At 72.6% G+C, this 23,491-nt stretch carries 17 protein-coding genes; 7 read left to right on the forward strand and 10 right to left on the reverse strand.

What is annotated here, in order from left to right:
- Positions 1-63 precede the first annotated feature (63 nt).
- Both ACWDZ7_RS23595 and ACWDZ7_RS23600 read left to right on the forward strand, forming a co-directional pair.
- Entirely contained in the window at positions 64-537 is a 474-nt protein-coding gene (locus ACWDZ7_RS23595) for a 50S ribosomal protein L11 methyltransferase (protein WP_451799517.1), read from the forward strand.
- Complete coding sequence (locus ACWDZ7_RS23600; protein WP_451799518.1) at positions 495-1,235, forward strand: hypothetical protein; 741 nt, start codon at positions 495-497, stop codon at positions 1,233-1,235. Before ACWDZ7_RS23595 ends, ACWDZ7_RS23600 begins: the two co-directional genes overlap by 43 nt.
- A gap of 62 nt (positions 1,236-1,297) precedes the next feature.
- On the opposite strand, the gene ACWDZ7_RS23605 is transcribed toward ACWDZ7_RS23600, so the two are convergent.
- Positions 1,298-2,254 carry a transaldolase family protein gene (locus ACWDZ7_RS23605; protein ID WP_451799520.1) on the reverse strand — a complete coding sequence of 319 codons (957 nt, stop codon included), beginning with the start codon at positions 2,252-2,254 and terminating at the stop codon, positions 1,298-1,300.
- Positions 2,255-2,463: 209 nt separating this feature from the next.
- Between ACWDZ7_RS23605 and ACWDZ7_RS23610 the strand changes: the two genes are divergently transcribed.
- From ACWDZ7_RS23610 to ACWDZ7_RS23620, 3 genes are all read left to right on the forward strand, one after another.
- Positions 2,464-3,096, forward strand: a complete 633-nt coding sequence (locus tag ACWDZ7_RS23610) for an HD domain-containing protein (protein WP_451799521.1) — start codon at positions 2,464-2,466, stop codon at positions 3,094-3,096.
- A 256-nt stretch (positions 3,097-3,352) separates the two neighbouring features.
- Positions 3,353-4,387 (forward strand): DUF6851 domain-containing protein, encoded by a 1,035-nt coding sequence (locus tag ACWDZ7_RS23615; protein WP_451799522.1) that lies wholly within the window; start codon positions 3,353-3,355, stop codon positions 4,385-4,387.
- Between the two features lie 79 nt (positions 4,388-4,466).
- Positions 4,467-5,642, forward strand: coding sequence for a spore photoproduct lyase family protein (locus ACWDZ7_RS23620; RefSeq protein WP_451799523.1), 1,176 nt, complete (start codon positions 4,467-4,469; stop codon positions 5,640-5,642).
- Here ACWDZ7_RS23620 and ACWDZ7_RS23625 read toward each other — a convergent pair.
- Positions 5,523-6,656: a ketopantoate reductase family protein gene (locus ACWDZ7_RS23625; RefSeq protein ID WP_451799525.1), complete on the reverse strand. Its 1,134-nt coding sequence runs from the start codon at positions 6,654-6,656 to the stop codon at positions 5,523-5,525. The genes ACWDZ7_RS23620 and ACWDZ7_RS23625 overlap by 120 nt on opposite strands.
- Positions 6,657-6,802: 146 nt before the next feature.
- On the opposite strand from ACWDZ7_RS23625, the gene ACWDZ7_RS23630 reads away from it, so the two are divergent.
- On the forward strand, positions 6,803-8,266 hold the full coding sequence (locus tag ACWDZ7_RS23630) for an aminotransferase class I/II-fold pyridoxal phosphate-dependent enzyme (RefSeq protein ID WP_451799527.1): 1,464 nt from the start codon (positions 6,803-6,805) through the stop codon (positions 8,264-8,266).
- Positions 8,267-8,278: 12 nt separating this feature from the next.
- Here ACWDZ7_RS23630 and ACWDZ7_RS23635 read toward each other — a convergent pair whose 3' ends face one another.
- The 7 genes from ACWDZ7_RS23635 to ACWDZ7_RS23665 all read right to left on the reverse strand — a co-directional run bounded on the left by ACWDZ7_RS23635 (position 8,279) and on the right by ACWDZ7_RS23665 (position 22,238).
- On the reverse strand, positions 8,279-10,348 hold the full coding sequence (locus ACWDZ7_RS23635) for a SpoIIE family protein phosphatase (RefSeq protein ID WP_451799529.1): 2,070 nt from the start codon (positions 10,346-10,348) through the stop codon (positions 8,279-8,281).
- A gap of 103 nt (positions 10,349-10,451) precedes the next feature.
- Complete coding sequence (locus ACWDZ7_RS23640) at positions 10,452-11,675, reverse strand: geranylgeranyl reductase family protein (RefSeq protein ID WP_451799531.1); 1,224 nt, start codon at positions 11,673-11,675, stop codon at positions 10,452-10,454.
- A 12-nt stretch (positions 11,676-11,687) separates the two neighbouring features.
- Entirely contained in the window at positions 11,688-18,179 is a 6,492-nt protein-coding gene (locus ACWDZ7_RS23645) for an SDR family NAD(P)-dependent oxidoreductase (protein ID WP_451799533.1), read from the reverse strand.
- Between the two features lie 233 nt (positions 18,180-18,412).
- Positions 18,413-18,886 carry a MaoC family dehydratase gene (locus ACWDZ7_RS23650; RefSeq protein WP_451799534.1) on the reverse strand — a complete coding sequence of 158 codons (474 nt, stop codon included), beginning with the start codon at positions 18,884-18,886 and terminating at the stop codon, positions 18,413-18,415.
- Between the two features lie 17 nt (positions 18,887-18,903).
- On the reverse strand, positions 18,904-20,424 hold the full coding sequence (locus tag ACWDZ7_RS23655) for an acyl-CoA synthetase (protein ID WP_451799535.1): 1,521 nt from the start codon (positions 20,422-20,424) through the stop codon (positions 18,904-18,906).
- Positions 20,425-20,436: 12 nt separating this feature from the next.
- The gene (locus ACWDZ7_RS23660) at positions 20,437-21,309 is read right to left on the reverse strand and encodes an amidohydrolase family protein (protein WP_451799697.1); all 873 of its coding nucleotides are present in this window, start codon (positions 21,307-21,309) and stop codon (positions 20,437-20,439) included.
- A gap of 8 nt (positions 21,310-21,317) precedes the next feature.
- Positions 21,318-22,238 (reverse strand): SDR family oxidoreductase, encoded by a 921-nt coding sequence (locus ACWDZ7_RS23665; protein WP_451799537.1) that lies wholly within the window; start codon positions 22,236-22,238, stop codon positions 21,318-21,320.
- 133 nt (positions 22,239-22,371) lie between these two features.
- Here ACWDZ7_RS23665 and ACWDZ7_RS23670 point away from each other — a divergent pair, with 133 nt between their 5' ends.
- Entirely contained in the window at positions 22,372-22,785 is a 414-nt protein-coding gene (locus ACWDZ7_RS23670) for a MarR family winged helix-turn-helix transcriptional regulator (RefSeq protein WP_451799539.1), read from the forward strand.
- A 12-nt stretch (positions 22,786-22,797) separates the two neighbouring features.
- On the opposite strand, the gene ACWDZ7_RS23675 is transcribed toward ACWDZ7_RS23670, so the two are convergent.
- The gene (locus ACWDZ7_RS23675) at positions 22,798-23,259 is read right to left on the reverse strand and encodes a DUF3237 domain-containing protein (protein ID WP_451799541.1); all 462 of its coding nucleotides are present in this window, start codon (positions 23,257-23,259) and stop codon (positions 22,798-22,800) included.
- Positions 23,260-23,491: the final 232 nt, after the last annotated feature.

Below are 23,491 nucleotides of genomic sequence, written 5' to 3' on the forward strand. Positions count from 1 at the left end.
CCTACATCCGGTGCTCGGCACATGTCCCAGCGTCACCGGAATCCCCTTTGGAGGCGCTCGACGATGCTGCACGTCCAGAACTACGAACGCTCCCTCGAACGCAGTCGCATGTCCCTGACCAGGACGGACAGACCCCGCACCCTTCACCTCTGCGATCGCGAGCGGGACCTCCTGGACGAGGTGTTCGCCCCTGTCTACTCTCCCTCGACGGGCATCGGCCTGGACCTCCTCGGCCTCGCCGGAGGCAATCCGGTGGCCTCGACGCGGTCGTTCCTCGACGTGGGGACCGGCACGGGGGTCGTCGCCGCCCAGGCGGCCCTTGCCGGCGCCGAGCGTGTCGTCGCCCTGGACGGCTCTCCCCCGTCCTGCACGACGGGCGAGAACTGTTCCGGGGGGCTGCCCTCGCCGCTGGAGGCGGTCCGTTGGCCCGCGAACGCGGGCCCAGGCGGGCCGCACCAGTGGTGGCCGGGCGCGAGGCCGCCGGTTGCCCGCCCGTGGCGCCGGACGCGCCCGCCCCGCGCGGGCTGCGGGTGCTGACCCGGCGGGTCCCGACCCGCTGGGGTGTGGAGGAGACGTACGACCGTCTCTTCCGCCCGGACGCGCACGCCTTCTGGCTCGACAGCAGCAGTTTCGCCCCGGTCCGCGGCAGGCTCTCGGTGATGGGGGACGCCTCGGGGCCGCTGGCCCGAGTGGCCACCGCCGACGTGTCGAGCGGCACGGTCTCCGTGACCTCGTCCACGGGGACGGAGGTGGTCGGCGGCTCCTTCCTCGACTGGCTCGATCGGGACCTGCGCGGTATGAGGCTGCGACTGCCCGACCTGCCCACCGACTTCGCGCTCGGCTGGGTCGGATATCTCGGCTACGAACTCAAGGCGCAGTGCGGCGGTGAAGCCGTACACCGCTCCACGCAGCCGGACGCCGCCATGGTCTTCACCGACCGTGCCCTGGTCGACGACGGACCGGCCGGGCGGACGGACCCCGCCGTCGACTGGCTCGCGGCCACCGAGGCCCTGCTCGGCGGCCCGCCCGGTCCGCCGCTCCCCGCTCCCGTGCCGCCCGCCGGGGCACCCGACCTCGGCGACGACCGGGTCACGTACGGCGTCGGCGGAGCGATCGTCATGCTGTCCGACCCGGACGAGGAGTTCGAGGAGACGATGGTGAAGGCGGCGCCGCTGCGGACCCTGACCGGGGCGGAGCTCATCGCGCGGGCGCGCAGTCGGCAGGCGGACGGCTGAGCGTCCCGTTCCCACGTGTCCGTCGCTGCCTGCTGCCGTCTCTGCCCGCTGCTCGTCGCCGGTCAGTGGGCGGCGGCGTGCCAGGCGTTCCGGCACCGGGTCAGCTCCCTCGCGAGCAGACCCGGGGCCGTCCCGGGCCCGGCTCCGGCCACGTCGGACAGGAGCAGTGCTTCCTCTCCTTCCCGTGGGCCCGGCATGGCATCGCCCGTCAGCTCCGCCTGGACGGCCGCTGCTTCCAGTTGCGGCGCGGTGAGGGTGACCCCGGTGTTCCAGCCGATCAGCCGGGGCAGGTGGTGCGTCCGGAGTGACGACCACAGAAGCGTCGGGGGAGCGACACTGCCGGCGCGCAGCACCCGCCACCAGGTGTTCCGCAGGCGTCGTTCGCGGAGCGCGTACAGCAGGCGGGCCATCGCCACGCCGGCGGTCGCCACGCCGGCGGTCGCCACGTCGGCGGTCGGTGCGTCGGCGTTGTCCAAGAGGCCCACGGGACAGGTCAGGAAGACTCTGGTCTCCATCGGGGCGGTGCCCGCGACCAGGGCGCGTTCCATGCCGCCGAGCAGCGCGTCGAAGACCCGGTCGGCCTGCTCGACCGTGCAGACCAGCGTGGCGTTCACGCTGATGCCCCGGGCCAGACACTCGCTCATCGCCTCGAGGCCCGCCTCGGTGGCCGGGATCTGGACCAGCAGATTCGGCCGGTCCACACCGGCCCGGAGCGACCGCGCGGCCCGTACCAGGGACGGGGCGTCATCGGCGAACGCGGGGTCCACCGGAGCCGACACCAGCCCGGGCGACCCGCCGAGCAGGGACGCGGGCGCCTTCCGTGCTCGCTCGCACAGCCGCTGTACGGCCTGCGGATCGGGCGGCACGTGGGCAGGAAGCAGCACACCGTCAGGGGCCCGGAGCAGGTGCGGGAGCTGGTCCGGTACGGCGATGTGCGGCGCGTCTTCCACGGCCAGCCACGACTGGACTCCCTCGGCGGCGAGTTGTTCCACAAGGCCGACAGCCCGTTGGCTCATCATGCGGCGGATCCTAGAGAGGGCCGTCACGCCGGAACAGCGGTTCCCGCAGGCTCTGTCAGGTCCACGGGGCAGCGGGGACGAAGCCGGACGGATTCCGGGCCACTTGACGAAGTCGCACGTCACGGCCTGTGCCGCTGACCGCCGGATACCTACTGTCCAGCCCGTCGCCGACGAGTCCCTTTCCGCTGAACCCGCCCTCAGGAGTACGCATGACCATCGCAGACATCAAGGTGCCCGACAGCGCCCTGGCCAAGGAGGCCACAGAGCTGGTCCGCGACACGGCAGACGAACTGATCTTCCATCACTCCCGCCGCGTGTACCTCTTCGGCGCGCTGCAAGGGGACCGCCGCGGACTGTCGTACGACCCCGAACTGCTCTACGTGGGCGCCATGTTCCACGACCTCGGGCTCACCGAGAAGCACCGCGCCTCCACCCGCCGTTTCGAGATCGACGGCGCCGAGGACGCCAGGGAGTTCCTTCTGGCGCGCGGCGTCACGAAGGACGCGGCCCGCGTGGTGTGGGAGGCCATCGCGCTGCACACCACCCCCGAGATCCCCACCCATATGGCCCCGGAGATCGCCCTGGTCACGGCCGGTGTCGAACTCGACGTCCTGGGCATCGGCTACGACGACATCGCCGACGGGCAGCGGGCCGCCGTGGTCGCGGCACACCCCCGCCCCGACTTCAAGCGCCGGATTCTGCAGGCTTTCAACGACGGCATCGCGCACCGCCCCGACACCACCTTCGGCAACATCAAGGCCGATGTCCTCGCGCGCTACACCGAGGGCTACGTGCGGCCGAACTTCGTCGACGTCATCACCGAATCGCGCTGGCCCGAGTGATCCACCGCCCGCCGACCGCCCCCGTCACCCCACTGAGAAAGGCTCCGTGACGCCGTCAAGTCCATCCGTCTCCATACGAGCCCCGTCAAGCGCTGGGCGGTCTTCGGCTCCCTCACCGCCATGACTCCCGCCACCACGTTCACCGGTCCCGCGTCCGCGGCGGCCGGCGACGCCGGGGGCGAACCCGGCCGCCGTTCAGGCCCCCGCCGACGGCGACAACGTCGTCCTGCAGTGGAACAAGCTGATCAGCGAAGCCATGGCGGTGAACAACCAGGGCTCCATGCATCCCACTCCGCCGCCGGTCGGCGGGCGGACACTGGCGGTCGTGCACAACGCGATGTACGACGCCTGGGCCGCGTACGACGCGAAGGCCGTGGGCACCCAGCTCGGCGGCGAACTGCGCCGTCCCGCGGCGGAGCGCACCGAGGCCAACAAGCGCCAGACGGTCAGTTTCGCGGCGCACCGTGCGCTGAGCGACCTGTTCCCCAGGCAGCGGGCGACCTTCGACGCCAAGCTCGTGGCGCTCGGCTACGACGCGGCCGAGGCCGACGCCGACGCCGTCGTGGCGGGAACGCCGGCCGCCGTGGCGATCGAGGCGACCGACGCACTGCTGGAGGTCCGCCACCAGGACGGCTCCAACCAGCTGAGCAACCCGCCGTACGCGTCACCGGAGGGCTTCTACAAGCCGGTCAACCCGGCGCAGGACGTGAACGACTTCGACAAGAGCAAGATCGTCGACCCGAACCGCTGGGCGCCGCTCACCATGAACGGCATGACGCACCACTTCCTCACCCCGCATTTCGCCGCGTCGAAGCCGTTCCTCGCCCTGAACATCGCGGAGGGCGATGAGGCGGTCGTGGACTGGAAGGCCAAGGTCCACTTCGACTACGGCCGTCCGATCACCATGATCCGTCACGCGATGGACGGCAAGAAGATCCGCGGCTACGCGGGCCCGGACCAGGGCACCAAGGTGATCGACGGAGCCAAGTGGCAGCCGTACCTGAAGACACCCGCCTTCGCGGCCTACGGTTCGGGACACACCGGATTCACCGCTGCCGGGGCGGAGATCATCGAGTGGTTCACCGGGTCCGACGCGTACGGCGGGACGGGCGTCATCAAGGCGGGCAGCTCGGGCATCGAGACCGGCATGCCGTCGAAGGACCTCGCGCTCAAGTGGGACACGTTCTCCGAGGCGGCCCAGGCCCGCGAACTCGCCCGCGACGTCTGGGCGGAGGCCCTCCAGGCGGGGGCGCGACGGTCAAGCCGACCGGCGCCCCCGCCTGGCCGCTGAATTGTCAGGCATGTCGCCCTCCGCCATCCCACCTCCCACCCACCGCGACTGAGACCCTTGGTGCGGAAAGGGGCAGCACGTGGATGGGGCAGTGGCGGGATCCGGCTCGGGAGAGGGTGAGCAGCAGGCGCTCTTCGGGTGGGCGGACGCCGTGTCGGGGCAGGCTGCGCACGGGGCGTTCCGGGACAGTCCGCAGGCGCGGCGGATGCTCGATGTGCGGGAGGTCTACGCCGAGCCCGCGGCTCTCGACTCTCCGCGCGGGCAGCAGATCATGGCCCGGCTGCCGGGGGTGCCGGTGACCGAGGTCGACAGCCACTGGCGGATTCCCTCGCTGCACGGGAACGACGGCAACATCGGTCGGTGGGTCCGTATCAAGACCGAGACGCTTGTCCTCGGGGTCAAGCACCATCTCGTGACGCGGCCCAACGGCAGGTCGGCCGACTGGATCGCCCCTGGGGCCTCCAACGGGTGCGCGATGGCCTGCGCCTACTGCTATGTCCCTCGTCGCAAGGGCTACGCCAATCCCATCACACTGTTCACCAACATCGAGGCGATCGTGGCCCATGTCCGGCGCCACGTACGGGCCCAGGGACCCAAGACGGCACCCAACCAGTGCGATCCCCGGTCGTGGGTCTACGACATCGGCGAGAACGGTGACTGCTCCGTCGACGCCCTGGTCAGCGACAACACCGCGGATCTCGTCGCCGCGTTCCGCGGCCTGCCGACGGCGAAGGCGTCCTTCGCGACGAAGTTCGTCAACCCGGACCTCCTCGCGCTCGACCCCCAGGGGCGTACGCGGGTGCGCTTCTCCGTCATGCCGCCCGACGATGCCCGGCTCCTGGACATCCGCACCAGTCCGGTCACCGAGCGGATCGCGGCGGCCGCCGACTTCCTCGACGCCGGCTACGAGGTCCACTTCAACCTCTCGCCCGTCGTCCTGCGCCCCGGGTGGGAGCGGGACTGGGCCGACCTGCTCACCCACCTCGGCGACGTCCTGCCCGCCCGTGTGAAGGAGCAGGCAGCCGCCGAGGTCATCATGCTGACCCACAATCAGGCACTGCACGAGGTCAACCTGGGGTGGCACCCCCGCGCCGAGGAAGTGCTCTGGCAGCCGGACATCCAGGAGGTCAAGCGCTCACAGAACGGGGCCTTGAACGTTCGCTACGCCCTTGAGGTCAAGCAGCAGTCCCTGGCGCGGCTCCGGCAACTCCTCGCGCAGCTCGCGCCCTGGCTGCGCGTCAGGTACGCCTTTTGATCCGCCTACGCGTCCGCTCAGCTCCTCGGCCGACAGGTCGCCCGGCTGCCGGCGCATGCGCACGCTCTCCCGGGCGGCATCCTGGAGGGCCGCGTTCACCGGGGTGGGTACGCCGTGCTGCCGGCCCAGCAGCACCATCTCTCCGTTGAGGTAGTCCGTCTCGATCGAACCCGCGCCCCTCGCCAGGCTCTGCCAGGACGAGCCGCGGGCGCGCTCGCCGGGTACCGGCTGGGGGTCGACCGTCCCGGTGCGCAGCTCGGATATCTCGGCTCCGCTCGCGTAGGCGATCCCGGCGGCGTCGAGGGCCGCGGCGCCCTCGGCCTTCGCCCGGGTGATCAGGTCCTTCGCGGGGGCGTCCGATGCGGAACCGCACACCGCCTCTACGACATTGGCGAGGTTGCCCAGGAGTTTGCCGTACTTCCAGCGCATCACGTCCGCCGCTACCGGAGCCAGGAACTGGGCCTTCTCCAGGTCGTCCGCGATCCGCCGGGCGGTGTCGTCCGTGCTCCCCGCCCCCTCCTCGTCCACGGCCGCCCCGTACCGGCCGATGACCAGCGCGCCGGTGTACGGGCCGCAGGGCGCGACGACCTCGCCCGGGTTCAGGTGGCTGCTGGGCAGGATGACGCAGACCCCGTACACCTGGCGGAAGCGGCGCAGGGCCAGGCGCTCGTTCTCCACGCCGTTCTGGGCGCACACCACAGGCAGGCGTTCGCCCGCCGTGCCGCCGCCCGCGACCGGCCGCGCCGCCCACGCGTCGAGGGCGGCCACGCTGTCCTGGGTCTTGACGGCGAGTACGAGTACGTCGTCGGCGCGCAGTTCGACGTCCTCGGGGCGTGTCACGACCGGTACGTCGAGGATGAGCGTGCCGGTGGGGACCGTGAGGCGCAGTCCGTTGTCGCGCAACGCCTCGAAGTGCGCGCCGCGGGCCACCAGGACGACCGACTGGCCGCTTTCGTGCAGCCGCCCCCCGATCGAACCGCCGACTGCTCCGGACCCGATGATGATGTAGCGCATTCCGCTCCCGCTCCCCAGGCGCCGGCCGTCTCCGTGGTCGCGCCCACCGTACCCCGCAGGCGTTCCTGGCCCTGGTCCCACACCGGGTGCGTGACATGGACATCTGCGGGACGATCGTGGGGTACGGAACCTGCTGGGAGGAACGTATGGACCACTCGCGTGTACCGGTTCTTGAGGCGTTGCAGGAGTTCCGACGCCGTGGAGACGTGGTCTTCGGGCCGCCGGGGCACAAGCAGGGCCGTGGTGTCGATCCGCGCGTGGCGGACATCGTCGGCCTCGACGTGTTCCGCGCGGACGTCCTCTCCCTCAACGGCCTCGACGACCGCCGCCAGTCCCAGGGCGTGCTCAGTCGGGCGCAGGAGCTGATGGCCGACGCGGTCGGGGCCGACCAGGCGTTCTTCTCCACCTGCGGCAGCTCCCTGTCGGTCAAGACCGCCATGCTGGCCGTGGCCGGGCCCGGCGAGAAGCTGCTGCTGTCCCGCAACGCGCACAAGTCCGTGATCGCCGCCGTCGTGGTCAACGGGGTGGTGCCGATCTGGGTCCACCCGAAGTTCGACGAGGAGCGGCACCTCGCGCATCCGCCGGAGCCCGACGACGTACGCCGCCGCCTCCAGGAGCACCCGGACGCCAAGGGCATGCTGCTCATCACGCCCACCGACTGGGGCACCTGCGCGGACGTGGCGGGCGTGGCCCGGGTGTGCCACGAGTTCGACGTGCCACTGATCGTGGACGAGGCGTGGGGCGCCCATCTCCCCTTCCACCCGGAGCTGCCCGTCTGGGGGATGGACTCCGAGGCCGACCTGGTGGTGACCAGCGTCCACAAGATGGGCGGCGCCATCGAGCAGAGCTCCGTCTTCCACCTCCAGTACGACCGGGTGTCGCCCGAGGTCCTCAAGCAGCGGGAGGACCTGCTCGGCACCACCAGCGCCTCGTCACTGGTCTACGCGACCCTCGACGGCTGGCGCCGTCAGATGGTCGAACAGGGGCACGACCTCCTGGACGCGGCGCTGCGCCGCGCGGAGCGGATCAGGTCGGCCGCCGGTGATCTGCCGGGCCTGCGGCCCATGGGCGGGGAGGTCGTCGAGGAAGGGTTCGCCGCCGACTTCGACCCGCTCAAGATCGTGGTGGACGTACGGGAACTGGGCATCAGCGGCATGCAGGCGGCCGAGTGGCTGCGCACGCACCGGCACGTGGATGTCGGCGGCTCCGACACCTGCCGGATCAGCGCCTCGATCACGCACTCCGACGACGACGAGACGGAGAAGACCCTGCTGGGTGCCCTGCGCGCGCTCGTCGACAGCGCCGACTCCATCGAGAAGCAGCCGCCGGTCCGCCTGCCCGAACCCTCGGCCCTGGAGCTGGAGCAGGCGATGCGGCCGCGCGACGCGTTCTTCGCCTCGGTGGAGCACGTACCCGCCGAGCGCGCGGGGGGCCGTATCGCCGCCGAGATGATCAGCCCCTACCCGCCGGGCGTGCCCGTCGTCGCTCCCGGCGAGGTCATCACCGACGAGGTGGTGGAGTATCTGCGCAGCGGTGTCGAACACGGGGTCCTGATCCCGGACGCGGCCGACTCCTCGGTCGAGACGTTCCGCGTGGTGGCGCGGGACTGACTTGAGCCGGGCTCACCCGGGCTCACCCGGGCTGATGAGGAGCAGGGCGATGTCGTCGCCCGGGGTGGGCGCGTGCCGGATGAGCGCGTCGGCCATGGCGTCGAGGTCGGTGGGGTCCGCCTGTTCGATGAGGCCGGCGAGGGCCGCGGTGGCGTCGTCGATGTCGACTCCCGGGGCTTCGACGAGCCCGTCGGTGTAGAGCGCGAGCACACAGCCGGGCGGCAGCGGGAACTCCCGCGCCGTGTAGAGCGCGTCCGGTTCGATGCCGAGCAGGAGGCCGGGCGGGACGCGCAGGAGTTCGGTGCGTCCGTCGGCATGGCGCAGGAGGGGCGGCGGGTGCCCTGCGGTGGCCAGGCAGGCCCGGTTCCTGGCCAGGTCGAGGTGCACGTAGGCGCAGCTCGTGAAGAGGCCGGGGTCGAGATCGGTGAGCAGCCGGTTGGTGCGGGCCAGGACGTCGTCGGGGGACGCGCCCACGGTGGCGTGGGCGTGGACGGCCGTGCGGACCTGCCCCATGAGGGCCGCGGCGTCCACGTTGTGTCCCTGCACGTCGCCGATGGTGGCGCCCGCCGTGTGCGCGTCGAGGCGGATCAGGTCGTAGAAGTCGCCGCCGATGCCCAGGCCCCGGGCGGCGGGCAGGTAGCGCGCGGCGACGCGCAGGCCGGGGACGCGGGGCAGCGCGTGCGGCAGCAGGGCGGACTGGAGGCGGTGGGCGAGGTGGTGCTTGGCGTCGTAGAGACGGGCCCGGTCCAGGGCCTGCCCGACCAATCCTGCCAGCGAGGTCAGCACGGCGCGTTCGCCGGGCGGGAAGTGGCGGGGCCGGTCGTAGGCGAGGAGGAGTGACCCGATGGGGCGGCCGGACGCGATCAGCGGCAGGAACGCCCATGAGGCCATCCCGTCCTCGTGACGGGTGGTCGGGTAGGCGCGCTTCAGCTCGGCGAAGGTCGTGAAGAAGTCCGGGACACCGGTGGTGAGGACCTTGCCGCCGGGGATGTCCGAGTTCAGCGGGATCGCGTCGAAGCGGTCCATCAGCTCGGCGCGGTAGCCGCGCTCACCGAGGATCTTCAGACGGCCGTTCTCCGCGGTCATCAGCACCATGGCCTGTGCGCCCAGGGCGGGCAGCAGCTGATCGGCGGTCTGCTCGACCACGTCCTGTACACCGACGGCCTCGGTCAGGGTGGCGGCCAGGTGCATCAGGTGGTAGAGCACGGTGGCGCGGCTGGGGCCCGCGGTCGGCGCGGAGGGCGACGCGGACGCCTCCTCGGACGGGCCGCCGCGCGTGATGCGGACACTGATGCCGGAAGGGTCCGGGTACAGGTCGAAGGCCAGCCACACATCCGGCGGACGGCGGACGGTGAACGTCTGTGGCCGGCGGCTGACCAGCGCGGCCCGGTAGCGGTCCTCGACCTGGGGTACGTCCATCCACGGCAGCGCCTCCCAGGGCAGGGCGCCCAGCAGGGCGGCCGGATCGGCACCGAGGAGGCCGGCGGCGGCCGGGGTGACGAAGGTGATCCGGCCCTGCACGTCCAGTGCGCAGGACCCCCCGGGCAGACGGTCGACGAACGCCGCGAGCGCCGCCGCCTCGGCGGGGGAGGGGGTGCGCCCGGCCGGCGGCGACAGGGTCATCGGGCGCTCGGCGGGCAGCAACGGTTCGCCGCGGTCAGCGGCCTCTCGCAGGGCAACGCCCAGGCGGCGGCAGCCTGTCTCGACGGCGTCGCTCTCGTCAGGGCTCAGCCGGGGTGGATGGGCCCCGGACCACAGCAGAACCAACCCGCCCCGGACCGTGGTGCCGGAGGCGACGGGGGCGGCCGCCAGCGCGAAGTCGTACGGCAGTACGAGCGCCGGCCGGGGGTAGCGGCGCGCCATCTCCTCCTGGCCGCTGATCCAGACCAGGCGACGCTCGCGTACGGCGTCCGCGACCGGCATCGCGTCGGTCAGCGCGATCCGCCTCCACGGAGCGGCGATCCCGTGCGGAACCCCTGCCACGATGACCAGCCACAAGGCGTCGTCGCCGGGAGGACGCACATAGAGCAGCCCGCCGAACGCGCCGGTCTCACGGATGACGGAGGCCATCGCGGATTCCATCAGTCGCCACGCCCAACATCGCCCATAAGCGGACACTACGCCCAATCGGCGGTGCGGGCATCCGGCACCGGAGCGTTCCCGGAAACGCCTATCGGGCGCCTCCTCACAGGACCGCGAGCGGTTTCGCCCGCCCGACGGGAAGCCGGGTGGCCAGCGTGGCCGCGGTCCGTACGAAGGGGGTGGTCATGATTCCGGCGACGCTGGTGCGGCCGGCGATATAGGCGTCGAGGCGGCGCCACGCCGGAGGCAGGCGGGTCAAGGCGGTGTGCACGAGGCCGGGGTTGCGGGCGAAGAGGGTCATCAGGGCGCCGCTGGCGCGCATCTCGGCGCCGAGGATGTCGTCGACCTGCCGTCCGTAGTGGTCGGCGGCGTCCCCCTCGGCGGTGGCGTCCCCCTCGGCCGCGCCGACGAGGCGGGCGGCGGCGTGCCCCGCGAGTCTCCCTGAGCGCAGGGCGTAGGAGATGCCCTCGCGAGACCAGTGGTCGACGAGAGCCGCGGCGTCACCGGCGACCAGTACCCGTCCGCGGGACAGCGGCGAGTCGGGGCGGCGGCACCGCGTCAGGTGGCCGGTGTCGTGCAGGGGGCGGGGGCCCAGCAGGCCCTGGCGTGCGAGGAAGTCCTCCTTGTAGGCGCGGAGGGCGGCGGGGTTGCCCCGGGCGGCCACCACTCCGGCCGTACAGACGTCCCCCTTGGGGAAGACCCAGCCGAAGGAGCCCGGCAGCGGGCCCCACTCCATCAGGGCGCGTCCCCGCCAGCGGTCGGCCGTCCTCTCGTCGACCGGCACCTCGGCCTCCAGGGCGAGGTCGACCTGCGCGCATCGCACTCCGACGTACCGGGAGACCCTGCTCGCACTGCCGTCGGCGCCGACGACCGCACGGGCGCGGAGGGTGTCGCCGCGGTTCGTCCGCACGGTGACGGTGTCGCCCTCCTGTTCCAGGGTGGTCAGCGCGGTGCCGTCGCGGACCTCGGCGCCCGCCGCGGCGGCGGCCTCGGTCAGCGCCGCGTCGAGTTCGCTGCGGTAGACCATGGCGCAGGTCGGGGAGGCGGAGTCGAGGGTGCGTTCTCCGCGGCCGTTGTGGGCGAAGGTGAACCGGCGGGCCGTGTCGCGGATGTTCAGGGGCAGGCCGGGAGGCAGGGCGGCGAGGGAGGCTCCGATGAGGCCGCCGCCGCAGGTCTTGTAGCGGGGGATGGTGGCGCGCTCCAGCAGCAGGGTCTCGCAGCCGTTCTCGGCGGCGACGCGGGCGGCGGTGGTACCGGCCGGACCGGCGCCGACGACGATCACGTCCCAGATGCCGGGTGCGCGGGTGGGCGTGGGAGGAGGGGGCATGCGGTGGTCCCGTCAGTTGGAGGCGGCCGAGCAGACCGCCGGGGATTCCGGCTCGGAATCCGCCTCTTCCGGCCCCTGCTCGGGGTGGAGGCGGCCCAGGAGATAGCGGGTGAGCGCGGAGGCCGTCGGGTGGGTCCACATCACCGTGGTGGGGATGTCCAGGCCCAGTTCGCGCTGGAGGCGGTTGCGCAGGGCGATGGCCATGAGCGAGTCGAGGCCGAGTGTGACCAGGGACGTGTTGGCGTCGAACCGGTCGGTGCCGAGCCGCAGGACCGCGGCGATGTGGCCGACGACCTCCGGTTGCAGCAGCTGCCGCCGCCGCTGCGGGCTGTCCGCGTCCCTCAGCGAGTCCAGCAGGGCGCTGCGGGCGCCGGCGGCCTCCGCGCCCGCCGCCGGGGTGGCCAGCTCGGCGAAGAAGGCGGTGCGGCCGGTCGCGGGGTAGGACTCCAGCCACCGGGACAGGTCGACAGGCGTGTAGGCGGTGCGGTCGCGGTCGTGGCAGAGGATGCGCTCCAGGGCGGCGACGCCCTCCGCGGGCTCGATCATGGCGTAGCCGCGTTCCGCCATCCCGGTGCCCCGGCCGACCTCCGCCCACGGCCCCCAGTTGACGCAGGTGGCGGGCAGTCCCTGGGCCCGGCGCCAGGACGTGAACTCGTCCAGCCAGGCGTTGGCGGCCGCGTAGGCGCCCTGCCCCGGGTTGCCGAGGAGGGAGGCGGCGGAGGAGAAGGTGACCCACCAGTCCAACTCCTGGCCGCTTACGGCGTGGTGGAGCAGCCATGCTCCCGTCGCCTTGGGGCGCCAGACCCTCTCCAGAAGGGCGGCGGAGAGGTTGGCGACGGTGGCGTCCTCGACGACGGCCGCGGCGTGGACGACACCGCGCAGGGCGTGGCCGGTCTCCAGGGCGGCCCGTACGAGGGCGTCGGCGACACCCGGCTCGGCGAGGTCACCGCTCACCACCTCGACACGGGTGCCGAAGTCCTCGGTGAGGGCGTCTAGGGCGGCGCGCGTGGCCGCGGTGGGTGCGCCGCGCGAGGTCAGTACGACCGCGGCGGCGCCTCGTTCGGCCAGCCACTGGGCGACCAGGAGCCCAAGGCCGCCGAGCCCGCCCGTGACCAGATAGCTCCCGTCGCGCCGGACGACGGGCACGTCCTCGGGGCGCACGTGCAGCAGGTCGATGCCCGTGGTCGGCCAGGTGAGGACGAGCTTGCCCGTGTGCCGGGCGGACGCCATCGTGTGGAAGGCCGACGACGCCTCGGCGACGGGGTGCTCGGTGACGGGCAGCAGCGGCAGGGTCCGGGCCGCGAGCATCCCGGCCAGCTCGCGGTAGCCCTCGGCGAGCAGCTCCGGGTCCTGCCGCATCATCATCAGTACGTCGACACCGGCGAAGGTGACGTTGCGGTGGAAGGGCAGCAGCCCCAGGCGGGAGTTGGCGTAGATGTCCCGCTTGCCGAGTTCGATGAACCGGCCCCGGTGCGCGAGCAGATCCAGGCCGGCCGACTGCGCAGGACCGGTGAGGGAGTTGAGTACGACGTCGACGCCGCGGCCCCCGGTCAGGTCGCGCACCTGGTCGGCGAAGTCCAGGGTGCGGGAGTCCATGACGTGCCGGACGCCGAGCCCGCGCAGGTACGCCCGCTTGGCCTCGCTGCCCGCGGTGGCCAGGACCTCGGCGCCGCAGGCCCGCGCGAGGTTCAGCGCGGCCAGACCGGTGCCGCCGCTCGCCGAGTGGATCAGCACCTTCTCGCCCGGCCGGAGCCGGGCCAGGTGCCGCAGGGCGTACCAGGCGGTCAAGTAGGCGCACGGCAGGGCGGCGGCGTCCCGCGTGCTCACCTCGTCCGGCACCGGCAGGAGGCAGTCGGCGCGGACGGTCGCGAAGGACGACATGACGGCGGACTGCTCCCCGTCCACGAACATGGCGGCCACGCGGTCGCCCTCCTGCACGCTCCGGACGCCGTCCCCGACGGCGGTGACGACGCCCGCGCCGTCGAACGCGCTGACGTCCATACGCTCATCGCCCGTGCTGAAGCGCTGGTAGACGCCCATCGCCTGGAGCACGTTGATGAAGTTGACGCTGGTGGCGTCGGCCCTGACCTCGACCTCGCCCGGTCCGGGCCCGCGGCGCGGCTGGACGACGAACTCGAACGAGTCCAGGTCGCCGGGGTGCGCCAGGTGCAGGGCCACCCGGTCCTGCTCGCGGTCGACCGTGGTCCGGCGGCGCTCCCGCCCGTCCAGCGGGGCGTTGCGCAGGCGCGCCAGGTGGCGCGTCCCGTGCCGGTAGGCGACCTCGTCCTGCTCGTCGGGGCAGGACAGCAGCTCGGCGGCCACTTCCGCGGCCGGCGTCCCCGCGTCGACGTCCAGGACACCGGGGCGCAGTTCGGGGTGCTCGTAGCTCAGGACCCGCACGAGCCCGCGCAGCCCGGCCTGGCCCAGGTCCGGCTGGTCGTCGGGAGTGACGTGCTGCGCGGTGCCGGTGACGGTCCACAGGCGCGGCGCCGCCCCGCTGTCCGTGCCCCGCGCGAGTGTGCTGGCCGTCTCCGCCAGGCGGGCGACCTGCCGCCTCGCCCGGAGATCGGGTGACATGACGTCGGTCGGCGCTCCGTCGGCTCCGGTGTGCGGCGCGGGCAGATACACCACGGCCCGCGGCATCTGCCCGTCGGCCGCGGACGCCGCCGACGGAGTGCAGGCGGCGTCCCCGGTGAGCGCCCTGACGTCCACGGTGGCGCCCCGCCCCTCCAGGGCCCCGCGCAGGGCGGCCGCGTACGACTCGCGTCCCGCTTCCGCCAGAAGGGTCCAGTTCCCGGGCGCGGCATGCGGCGCCGGACGCTCGCTGGGCTCCCAGGCCGACCGGAGCAGACGCTGTCCGAAGCGTTCCTGAGCGCTCTCGGCGGGCACGTGGCGGAACTCCACGCCGGTGGCGTCGGCGGCCACGGACCCGTCGTCGGCCCAGAGCCGGAAGTCCGCGATGTACCGCTCGCCGTCGAGGAGTTGGAGGGTGACCAGGCAGTACCCGCTGAGCGGGAGCGTCCCGTACAGCCGCAGCGACTCGATGCCCCGGGGCAGGATGCCCCCGGCGGGCACGGCGCCGCTGCGCAGTACGGCGCCCGCCACGGCCTGGAGGCAGGTGTCGAGCGCGACGGGATGGCAGTGCAGTGCCCGCGCCCCGGCCCGGCCCTCGTCCGGGACCCGGAGGCGGGCCAGGAGGCGGGTGCCCGGGAGGCCGGCGGGGGACCCGTCCGTGTACAGCGCCTGGAGGCCGAGGAACGGCGGTCCGTGGTGCACGCCGCGTTCCTCGCGCATCTGCCGGTAGACGTCCGCCGCGTCCACTGCGTGCGGGAACTCCGCGAGCAGTTGCCGAGGGTCCCGGCCCTCCGGGGCCGGTTCGCCTTCGGGCGTGCGGCGCAGGGTCGCCCGGGCGTGCTGGACGGAGGTGCCGTCGGGGGCCGTGCTGACCACCCGCCAGCGGGCGGTGTCCGGTCCTGCCGCCTCGGCGGTGGCGGTGACGGACGTGCCCTCGGACGCCGGCAGCAGCAGCCGCTGGAGGTCGATGCCGGTGACGCGCAGGCGTTCCGGGCCGGTGGTGTACAGGTCGGTGGCGGCGGCGACGGCCATCTCGCACAGCGCGGCGCCGGGCACCACGGCGACATCGTCGACGCGGTGGGCGTCCAGCCAGGGCAGTGTCGTGGGCGTGACGCGGGTCTGCCACAGGTGGCGGCCCTCGCTGTCGGGGTCCGCGGTGTGCGGACCGGTGAGCGGGTGCGCGGCGGGGGAGGAGTGGGCGCCGGACGACTGCCGCAGCGGGGAGGGGTCGACGACGTACCTCGTACGCTCCCAGGTGGTCGGCGGTACGTCGGCCAGTGTCCCCTCGCGGTAGCGGTCGGCCCAGTCCAGCGGATGGCCGGCGCAGTGCAGCGCCGCCACGCTGGTGTGGAAGGCCAGGGTGTCGTCGGTGTCGCGCAGCAGGGAGGGCACGACCGCGGTGCCGGTGTGGCCGTGCGCCGTGAGCGTGGCCTGCACCGGGTGGACGAGCACGGGGTGGGGGCCGATCTCGACGAACAGCCGGTGGCCGTCCTCGGCCGCGGCCCGCACCGCGTCGGCGAAGCGCACCTCTCGGCGGAGGTTGTCCGACCAGTAGGCGGCGTCGAGGACGGCACGTTCGCGCGGGTCGTCGGTGACGGTGCTGTAGAAGGCCGTGCCCGGCGATCCGCCGGCGACGTCGGCGAGCGCGTCGGCGAGGTCGGGCAGGATCGGGTCCATGTGGGCGGTGTGCGAGGCGACGTCCACCTCGACCACGCGGACGCCCACGCCGCGCGCGTCCCACTCCTCGGCGAGGCGGCGGACGCGGTCGGCGTCCCCGCCGACGACGGTGTTCTCCGGCGAGGTGACGACCGCGACGGTGACCCCTCGTACGTCCTGTTCCGCCAGGAGCCGTTCGGCCTCGTCGCGTCCCAGGGCGACCGAGGCCATCAGCCCCTGCCCGGCGGCCCGCAGGATCAGCCGGGAGCGGCGGCAGATGACCCGTACCCCGTCGCGTACGCTCAGCGCTCCCGCGGTCACCGCGGCCGCGACCTCTCCCATGGAGTGGCCGATCACGGCCGCCGGTTCCACGCCGTGGGAGCGCCACATCGCCGCAAGGCCCAACTGGACGGCGAAGATCACCGGTTGCACCCGGTCGAACCCGGTCACCACCTCGGGGCGGCACAGGGTCCGGCGCAGAGAGAAGCCGGACTCCCCGGCCACGAGCGGTTCCAGCTCGTCGATGACCCGGGTGAACTCCGGGTCGTGGTCCAGGAGTTGGCGGCACATGCCCGCCCACTGAGAGCCGTGACCCGAGAAGACCCACACCACGCCCCGCCCCGCGTCGGGCACCGCCCTGCCGGTCGCCACCCCGGTGCGGGGCGCGGCCCCGGCCGCCAGCTCCGCCAGCCGTGCCACCAGCTCCGGCCGGTCGGCGGCGACCACCGCGGCTCGTTCGCGGGCGGGCGAGCGGCGCGTGGCCAGCGTGTGCGCCACGTCGCCCAGCGGCGTCTGTGCCCCCTCGACCCTCAGCCACTCGGCCAGCCGGCCGGCCGCGGACCGCAGGGCCACGGGCGTGCCCGCGGAGAGCGGGAACACGCGCGGTGCTCCGCGGTCCCGGGCCGCGGCGGAGTCGGCGGGCGGCGCAGGACGGGGCACGCGCGGGACGGGAGCGGGCGCGGGAGGCTGCTCCAGTACGACGTGGACATTGGTGCCGCTGATGCCGAAGGAGGACACCGCGGCCAGCCGGGTGCCGTCCCGTACCGGCCACTCGGTGGTGTCGGTGGGCACGAAGAGGCGGGTGCCGCTGGGGTCGATCTGCGGGTTCCAGCTGTTGAAGTGCAGACTCGCGGGGACCTTGCCGTGCCGCAGGGACGCGATGGCCTTCAGCAGACCCGCCACGCCCGACACGGGCTCGGTATGGCCGATGTTCGTCTTCACCGAACCCAGCGCGCACTTGTCGCGGCCCTTGCCGTAGACCGCCGCCACCGCGGCGAACTCGATGGGGTCACCCACCGCCGTGCCCGGCCCGTGCGCCTCCACCATCCCGACGTCACCGGCCTCGACGCCCGCGCGCTCCAGCGCGAGGTGGTACAGATCGATCTGCGCGGACTCCGAGGGCGCGCTCAGCCGCGTGCCGCGGCCGTTCTGGTTGACCGCCGTACCGCGCACCACGGCGAGTACCCGGTCCCCGGCCCGTACGGCGTCCGACAGGCGCTTGAGTACGACCACACCGCAGCCCTCACCGCGTACGTAACCATCGGCGGCGGCGTCGAAGGCGTGGCAGCGGCCGGTGGGCGAGAACACACCCCACAGCGCGGGGGCGATGACGCCCTCGGGCCCCAGGGTCAGCATGGACGCCCCGGCCAGCGCCACGTCCGACTCACCGGTCCGCAGGCTCTGGCAGGCGGTGTGCACGGCGACGAGGCCGGACGCGCACGCGCTCTCCAGGACGACCTGCGGCCCCCTCAGGTTCAGCATGAAGCCCACGCGGCCGGGCCCGATGCTGTCGAAGCCGGTGTACATCGCGTAGGCGTTGACGTCCTCCAACGGCCGCTGCACACGCAGCATGTAGTCCTTCTGATAGATCCCGAAGAACATGCCCGTCGGCGTGCCGGACAGCCGCTGGGCCGGAATCCCGGCGTGCTCGACGGCCTCCCAGGCCACCTCGGACAGCAGCCGGTGCTCCGGATCGACCCAGGGCGCTTCGTCCGCGTTGATCCCGAAGAACTCCGGCTCATAGGCGTAGACATCGTCGTCCAGGAAGCAGCCGTAGCGCAATCGGTCCGCGACCTGGGCGGGAAGGCCCGCCAGCTCCGCCCGCTCCCACCGCTCGGCGGGCACCTCCCGCACCGTCTCCCGGCGCGCCATCAGCAGGCGCCACAGTGAGGTGAGCGAGCTGACCTCACCGGGGAACCGGCAGGCGGCTCCGACAATCGCGATCGGCTCGTCCTGGCCCGCTCCGGGCTCCTGGAAGCCGGGTCGTGCATGCATGGGCGGTTCGTCCTTCGTCACGAGGAAGCCGGGAGACGGCCGGCTTCCGGCGCACTCCCCGCCACGCGGTCGGATCGATCGTGCGCGGCAGTAGACATTTCGGCATGTGACGGGACGTGGGCAAAGGGCGTACGGGCTTCGGGCGGTGGCACGTTACGGGAGTGCCCACACCCCAACGCACCAGGTTCAGCCACTTGGGCGGGCGCTTAGAGAATCATCGTTCCGGTGAGCGGTCAGGCGTAATGCCGATAAACCGCCTGCGCCACGCACGCCGGCTTGTCGCTGCCCTCGACCTCCACGGTGAACGTCAGCGGCATCTGTACGCCGTTGCCCTTCACCTCCTCCACCGCGCCGACCGTGCCGTGCAGGCGGATCTTCGCGCCGACGGGGACGGGGCTGGGGAAACGGACCTTGTCCAGGCCGTAGTTGACGCTCATGGAGACGCCCGTGATGTCCAGCAGCTCGTTGAAGAGCGGGATGATGAGGGACAGGGTCAGGTAGCCGTGCGCGATGGGGGCGCCGAAGGGGCCGGCCTTCGCCTTCTCGGGGTCCGTGTGGATCCACTGGTGGTCGTCGGTGGCGTCGGCGAAGGTGTTCACCCGCTCCTGGGTGATCTCGCGCCATTCGGTGCGGCCGAGGTCCGCGCCGGACAGGGACGTGAGTTCGGCGAGGCCGTGGGCGGTGGTGGCGGGCACGGGGGTGTCCATGGGGTGGTGTCCTTTCGTCAGCGCGTGAAGGCTTCGCGCAGGGCGGGCTTGATGATCTTTCCTGAGGGGGTACGGGGCAGAGCGTCCGTGAAGACCACGGACTTGGGGATCTTGTATTTGGCCAGCCGGCCCCGCAGATGGTCGAGGACGCCCTGTTCGTCGGCGTCGGCCGACGGCCGGAGGACGATCACGGCACGGCCCACCTCGCCCCAGACCTCGTCCGGCACCCCGATCACCGCGCACTCCGCGACCGCGGGGTGCCCGAGGAGCGCGTTCTCGACCTCGGCCGGGTAGACGTTCTCGCCGCCCGACACGAACATGTCCTTGACCCTGTCGACGATGTACGCGTATCCGTCGTCGTCGGTCCGGGCGATGTCGCCGGTGCGCAGCCAGCCGTCGGCGGTGAAGGCCGCCGCGGTCTCGTCGGGGCGGCCCCAGTAGCCCGTCATGACGTTGGGGCCGTGGGCCAGGATCTCGCCGGGGCGGTCCGGTGGGGCGTCGGCGCCGTCGGGCAGCACCACGCGCGTGTCGGTGAAGAAGTGCGGCACGCCCGCGGAGCCCGCCTTGGACGCGCTCTGCTCACGGTCCAGGTAGAGGACCCCGGGGGATGCCTCCGTCATGCCGTAGCCCTGGCAGAAGGCCAGGCCGCGGTCGACGTAGGCGGCGATGGTGCGGGCGGGGACCGGTGCCCCGCCGCAGTTCAGCGTGCGCAGGCTGGAGAGGTCGGTGTCGGTCCACCGCGGCCTCGCGGCCATGGCGTCGTACATGGTGGGGACGCCGAACATGTAGGTGACGCGGGCCGTTTCGATGAGCCCGAGGACGCGGTCGGGGTCGAACGCGCCGAGCAGCACGACCCGGCCGCCCTTGAGGAGCGTGGGCAGGCAGATCATGTTGAGACCGGCCGTGTGGAACAGCGGGGCCACGACCAGCGCCACCTCATCGGCGGACAGATCGGTGTCGACGAGGACGTTGACGCTGTTCCAGACGATGTTGGCGTGGGAGAGGACCGCGCCCTTGGGGCGGCCGGTCGTCCCGGAGGTGTAGAGGATCATGCAGGGCTCGTCGAGCGCCACGCTCACGTCCAGCGCCTCGATCCCGCCGTCCGCCAGCAGGTCCTCGTACGCGAGGGCCCCGTCGTGGGCTCCCTGGAGAGCGACACGGTGGTGCACACCGGCCTGGGCCGCGGCCGCCTCGGCGGCCTCCGTCTGCTCCGGGGCGTGGATCAGCACCGTGCAGCCCGAGTCGGAGAGGTTGTACGCCAACTCCGGTGCCGCCAGGCGCGTGTTGAGCGGTACGAAGATCGCTCCCAGCGCTCCGGCGGCGAACAGGGTCTCCAGGAAGGCGGGATGGTTGGCGCCCAGATACGCGACCCGGTCGCCCCGGCCCGTTCCCAGCGTGCGCAGCGCGTGGGCCAGGCGCTGCACCCGCCGGTGCAGTTGGCCGTAGGTCCAGGTGCGGTTCTCGTGGACCACGGCGATCCGGTCGGGCGTCTTGCGGGCCCGGCGCGCCGGCCAGGAGCCTATGCCTTGGTTCAACACGGCGAACCCCTTTCAGTCCTTGAGCAGGCCGAGCAGGCGGGCGGCGTTCTCCTTGAGGATCTTCGGGCGGACCTCGGGCTTGATGTCGAGCCTCTCGAAGTCGGCGAGCCACCGGTCGGGGGTGATGACGGGGTAGTCGGAGCCGAAGAGGACCTTGTCCTTGAGCAGCGTGTTGGCGTACCGCACCAGTTGCGGCGGGAAGTACTTCGGCGACCAGCCGGACAGGTCGATGTACACGTGCGGCTTGTGCGTGGCCACCGCCAGCGCCTCGTCCTGCCAGGGGAACGACGGGTGCGCCAGGATGATCCGCAGCTGCGGGAAGTCCACGGCGACGTCGTCGACCAGCATGGGGTCCGAGTACTTCAGCCGGATCCCGCCGCCGCCGGGAACACCCGCGCCGATGCCGGTCTGACCGGTGTGGAACAGCGCCGGTACGCCCAGTTCCTCGATGGCCTCGTACAGCGGATAGGCGAGCCGGTCGTCGGGGGAGAACGCCTGGATGCTGGGGTGGAACTTGAAGCCCCGCACCCCGTGCTCCGTCACCAGGCGGCGGGCCTCCCGCACCCCGGCCCGGCCCTTGTGCGGGTCGACGCTGGCGAACGGGATGAGTACGTCGGCGTGGGCCGCGCAGCTCCCGGCGATCTCTTCGTTGGAGATCCGCGGGTGGCCGGTGGCGTGCTCGGCGTCCACGGTGAACACCACGGCGGCCATGCGGCGCTCGCGGTAGTACGCGGCCATCTCGTCGATCGTCGGCTGCCGGTGGCCGTGTGCCTTGAAGTACTTCTCGGAGGCGCCGAACAGTTCGGGGCTGAGCGCTCCGTGGCCGTCCTTCGACACCTCGGCGTGCGTGTGCACGTCTATGGCGGTCAGCTGAGCGACGTCCAGCATCCGGATCACGCCCCCGGAGCCTGGGGAGCCGGGATGCCGTACGTCTCCGGTTCGGCGCCGACTCCGCCGTGCCACCCGGCGGCGATCGCGTCGGCGCTCCAGCCGCCGTCGGCAAAGGCGACCGCCTTCTCCTTGGGGTGCGCCCAGAGGGCCAGCCGGTCGCCGCCGACGCCGATGGCCTGGCCGGTGACGTCCTTGGCGGCGTCCGAGGCCAGGAAGGTGATCAGCCCGGCGACGTCATCGACGGTGCCGAGCCCCTCGTCCTTGCGCAGCCAGTCCGGCAGCGGTTCGCCGGTGCGCTCCGACTCCGCGATGACGGGGGCGAAGGCCGGGATGGTCCTGGTCATCTCGGTGGCCGCGACGGGGACGACCGCGTTGACGGTGACGCCGGCCCTGGCCAGCTCCATCGCCCAGGTCCGCGCCATCGCGACGATGCCCGCCTTGGCGGCCGCGTAGTTGGTCTGGCCGAAGTTGCCCCGCTGCCCCGCCGGTGAGGAGATGAGGACGATGCGGCCGCCGGTGCCCTGTTCGCGCATCCGGACCGTGGCCGCCCTGGCGCACGTGAACGTGCCCCGCAGATGGACCTTGACCACGGCGTCGAAGTCGTCGTCGGTCATCTTCCACAGCACGCGGTCGCGCAGGATGCCCGCGTTGCTGACGAGCACGTCCAGGTGCCCGAACTCCCGCACCGCCGTGTCCACGAGCCGGTCGGCCGCCTCGCTGTCACCCACCGCGGCGACGACGCCGGCCGCCCTGCCGCCCGCCGCGGTGATCTCCGCGACCGCCGCGTCGACCGCCTCGCCGTCCACGTCGTTGACGACGACGGCGGCTCCGGCCGCGGCGAGAGCCCGGGCGTAACCCAGGCCGAGGCCGCGCCCGCTTCCGGTGACGACGGCGGCTTTCCCGTGCAGATCCATGTCCGGCACCTCTCATGTGGTGCGGATGCCGAGTGCGTCGGCCCCGCTGGTAGATCGACAATCGACAGGAATCCTGATGAACGCGTCGAGCGTCAGTGTTCGCGATGATCAGGATTCCTGTCAATGGCCTAGGGTGGAGACCATGAGTCCTTCGCTGCTCTACCTGGTCAAGCGCGCCGAGCTGGTGGTGCGGGCGCGCCTGGAGGAGATGCTCAAGCCGGCCGGCATCACGGCCCTGCAGTACACGGCCCTCACCGTGCTCGAGCGGCACGACGGCGTGTCCGCCGCCCAGCTCGCCCGGGACTCCTTCGTCACGGCGCAGACCATGTCCGACATGGTGCGGGCGCTGGAGAGCCGCGCCCTGATCCGCCGCGAGTCCAACCCGCTCAACCGCAGGGAGAGGCTCATCCTGCTCACCGACGCGGGGCGCGGGCTGCTGGCCGAGTACGCCGGACCGGCCGCGCGGCTCGAAGAGCGCATGGTCGCCGAGTTCAGCGCCGAGGAGGTCGGGCGGTTCCGTGACGCCCTGAACCGCGCCTGGCGGTCGCTGTCCTGAGGCTCGCCGTCTCTATCGGAGCGCGTACATGCGGATGGCGACCACGTCGTCGCCCTCCGGCCGGGCCAGGCCGACGAAGACCGTCTCGGCGAGCCACCGGTGGGCGGGGGCGTCGGTCCGGAAGACCGGTGACGTCCGGTAGTAGTGCCCGGCCTCCGAGACCTGGAGTCCACCGTCGTACTGGTCCGGGCTGTCGGCCTTCGGCCGGTAGAAGCCGCGGTTGGCGATGTCGATCACCGCGCCGTCCTCGGCCCGGATCAGGTACCGCGCGTCGAGCTCGCAGACCTCGCCGCGGGTGCTGCTCCAGTCCCCGCCGCCCGCGAGAACCTCGCCGCGGAGCAGGGGGCCGTCCACGCTGCCGCCGACGATGGGGGTGAACTCGGTGACCTCCCCGTCGCCGTGGCCGATGTGGAGCGTTTCGGTGACGTGGGCGCGGATCTCGAAGGCGAAGTCGAGGGCGGGGGCGAAAGGCATGGCGGGGCTCCTCTGAGTGGGCTCGCACCGGCGCTCGTCGGCGGTCGTCGGCGGTCGGCAAAGGCGCTTGCGCGTGACCGTGGCCGAGTTCGAGCGGGGGTGGCGGGGGTCTTGACTCGTCAGCTCACCAGATGCGAGCGTGAGATGCAACAGTGTTATATGACATTCATTTACGACGTCTCGCCGGCATCTCCCATGCCGTGAGGTGAGCGTCCCTCTCCCTTACCTCCGC

Source organism: Streptomyces sp. NPDC003032 (assembly GCF_053591415.1).

Coding starts and splice junctions, on each gene's coding strand:
- ACWDZ7_RS23595 (WP_451799517.1), top strand. CDS start 64: ATGCTGCACGTCCAGAACTACGAACGCTCCCTCGAACGCAGTCGCATG.
- ACWDZ7_RS23605 (WP_451799520.1), bottom strand. CDS start 2,254: ATGATGAGCCAACGGGCTGTCGGCCTTGTGGAACAACTCGCCGCCGAG.
- ACWDZ7_RS23610 (WP_451799521.1), top strand. CDS start 2,464: ATGACCATCGCAGACATCAAGGTGCCCGACAGCGCCCTGGCCAAGGAG.
- ACWDZ7_RS23615 (WP_451799522.1), top strand. CDS start 3,353: ATGGCGGTGAACAACCAGGGCTCCATGCATCCCACTCCGCCGCCGGTC.
- ACWDZ7_RS23625 (WP_451799525.1), bottom strand. CDS start 6,656: ATGCGCTACATCATCATCGGGTCCGGAGCAGTCGGCGGTTCGATCGGG.
- ACWDZ7_RS23630 (WP_451799527.1), top strand. CDS start 6,803: ATGGACCACTCGCGTGTACCGGTTCTTGAGGCGTTGCAGGAGTTCCGA.
- ACWDZ7_RS23635 (WP_451799529.1), bottom strand. CDS start 10,348: ATGGAATCCGCGATGGCCTCCGTCATCCGTGAGACCGGCGCGTTCGGC.
- ACWDZ7_RS23640 (WP_451799531.1), bottom strand. CDS start 11,675: ATGCCCCCTCCTCCCACGCCCACCCGCGCACCCGGCATCTGGGACGTG.
- ACWDZ7_RS23645 (WP_451799533.1), bottom strand. CDS start 18,179: ATGCATGCACGACCCGGCTTCCAGGAGCCCGGAGCGGGCCAGGACGAG.
- ACWDZ7_RS23650 (WP_451799534.1), bottom strand. CDS start 18,886: ATGGACACCCCCGTGCCCGCCACCACCGCCCACGGCCTCGCCGAACTC.
- ACWDZ7_RS23670 (WP_451799539.1), top strand. CDS start 22,372: ATGAGTCCTTCGCTGCTCTACCTGGTCAAGCGCGCCGAGCTGGTGGTG.
- ACWDZ7_RS23675 (WP_451799541.1), bottom strand. CDS start 23,259: ATGCCTTTCGCCCCCGCCCTCGACTTCGCCTTCGAGATCCGCGCCCAC.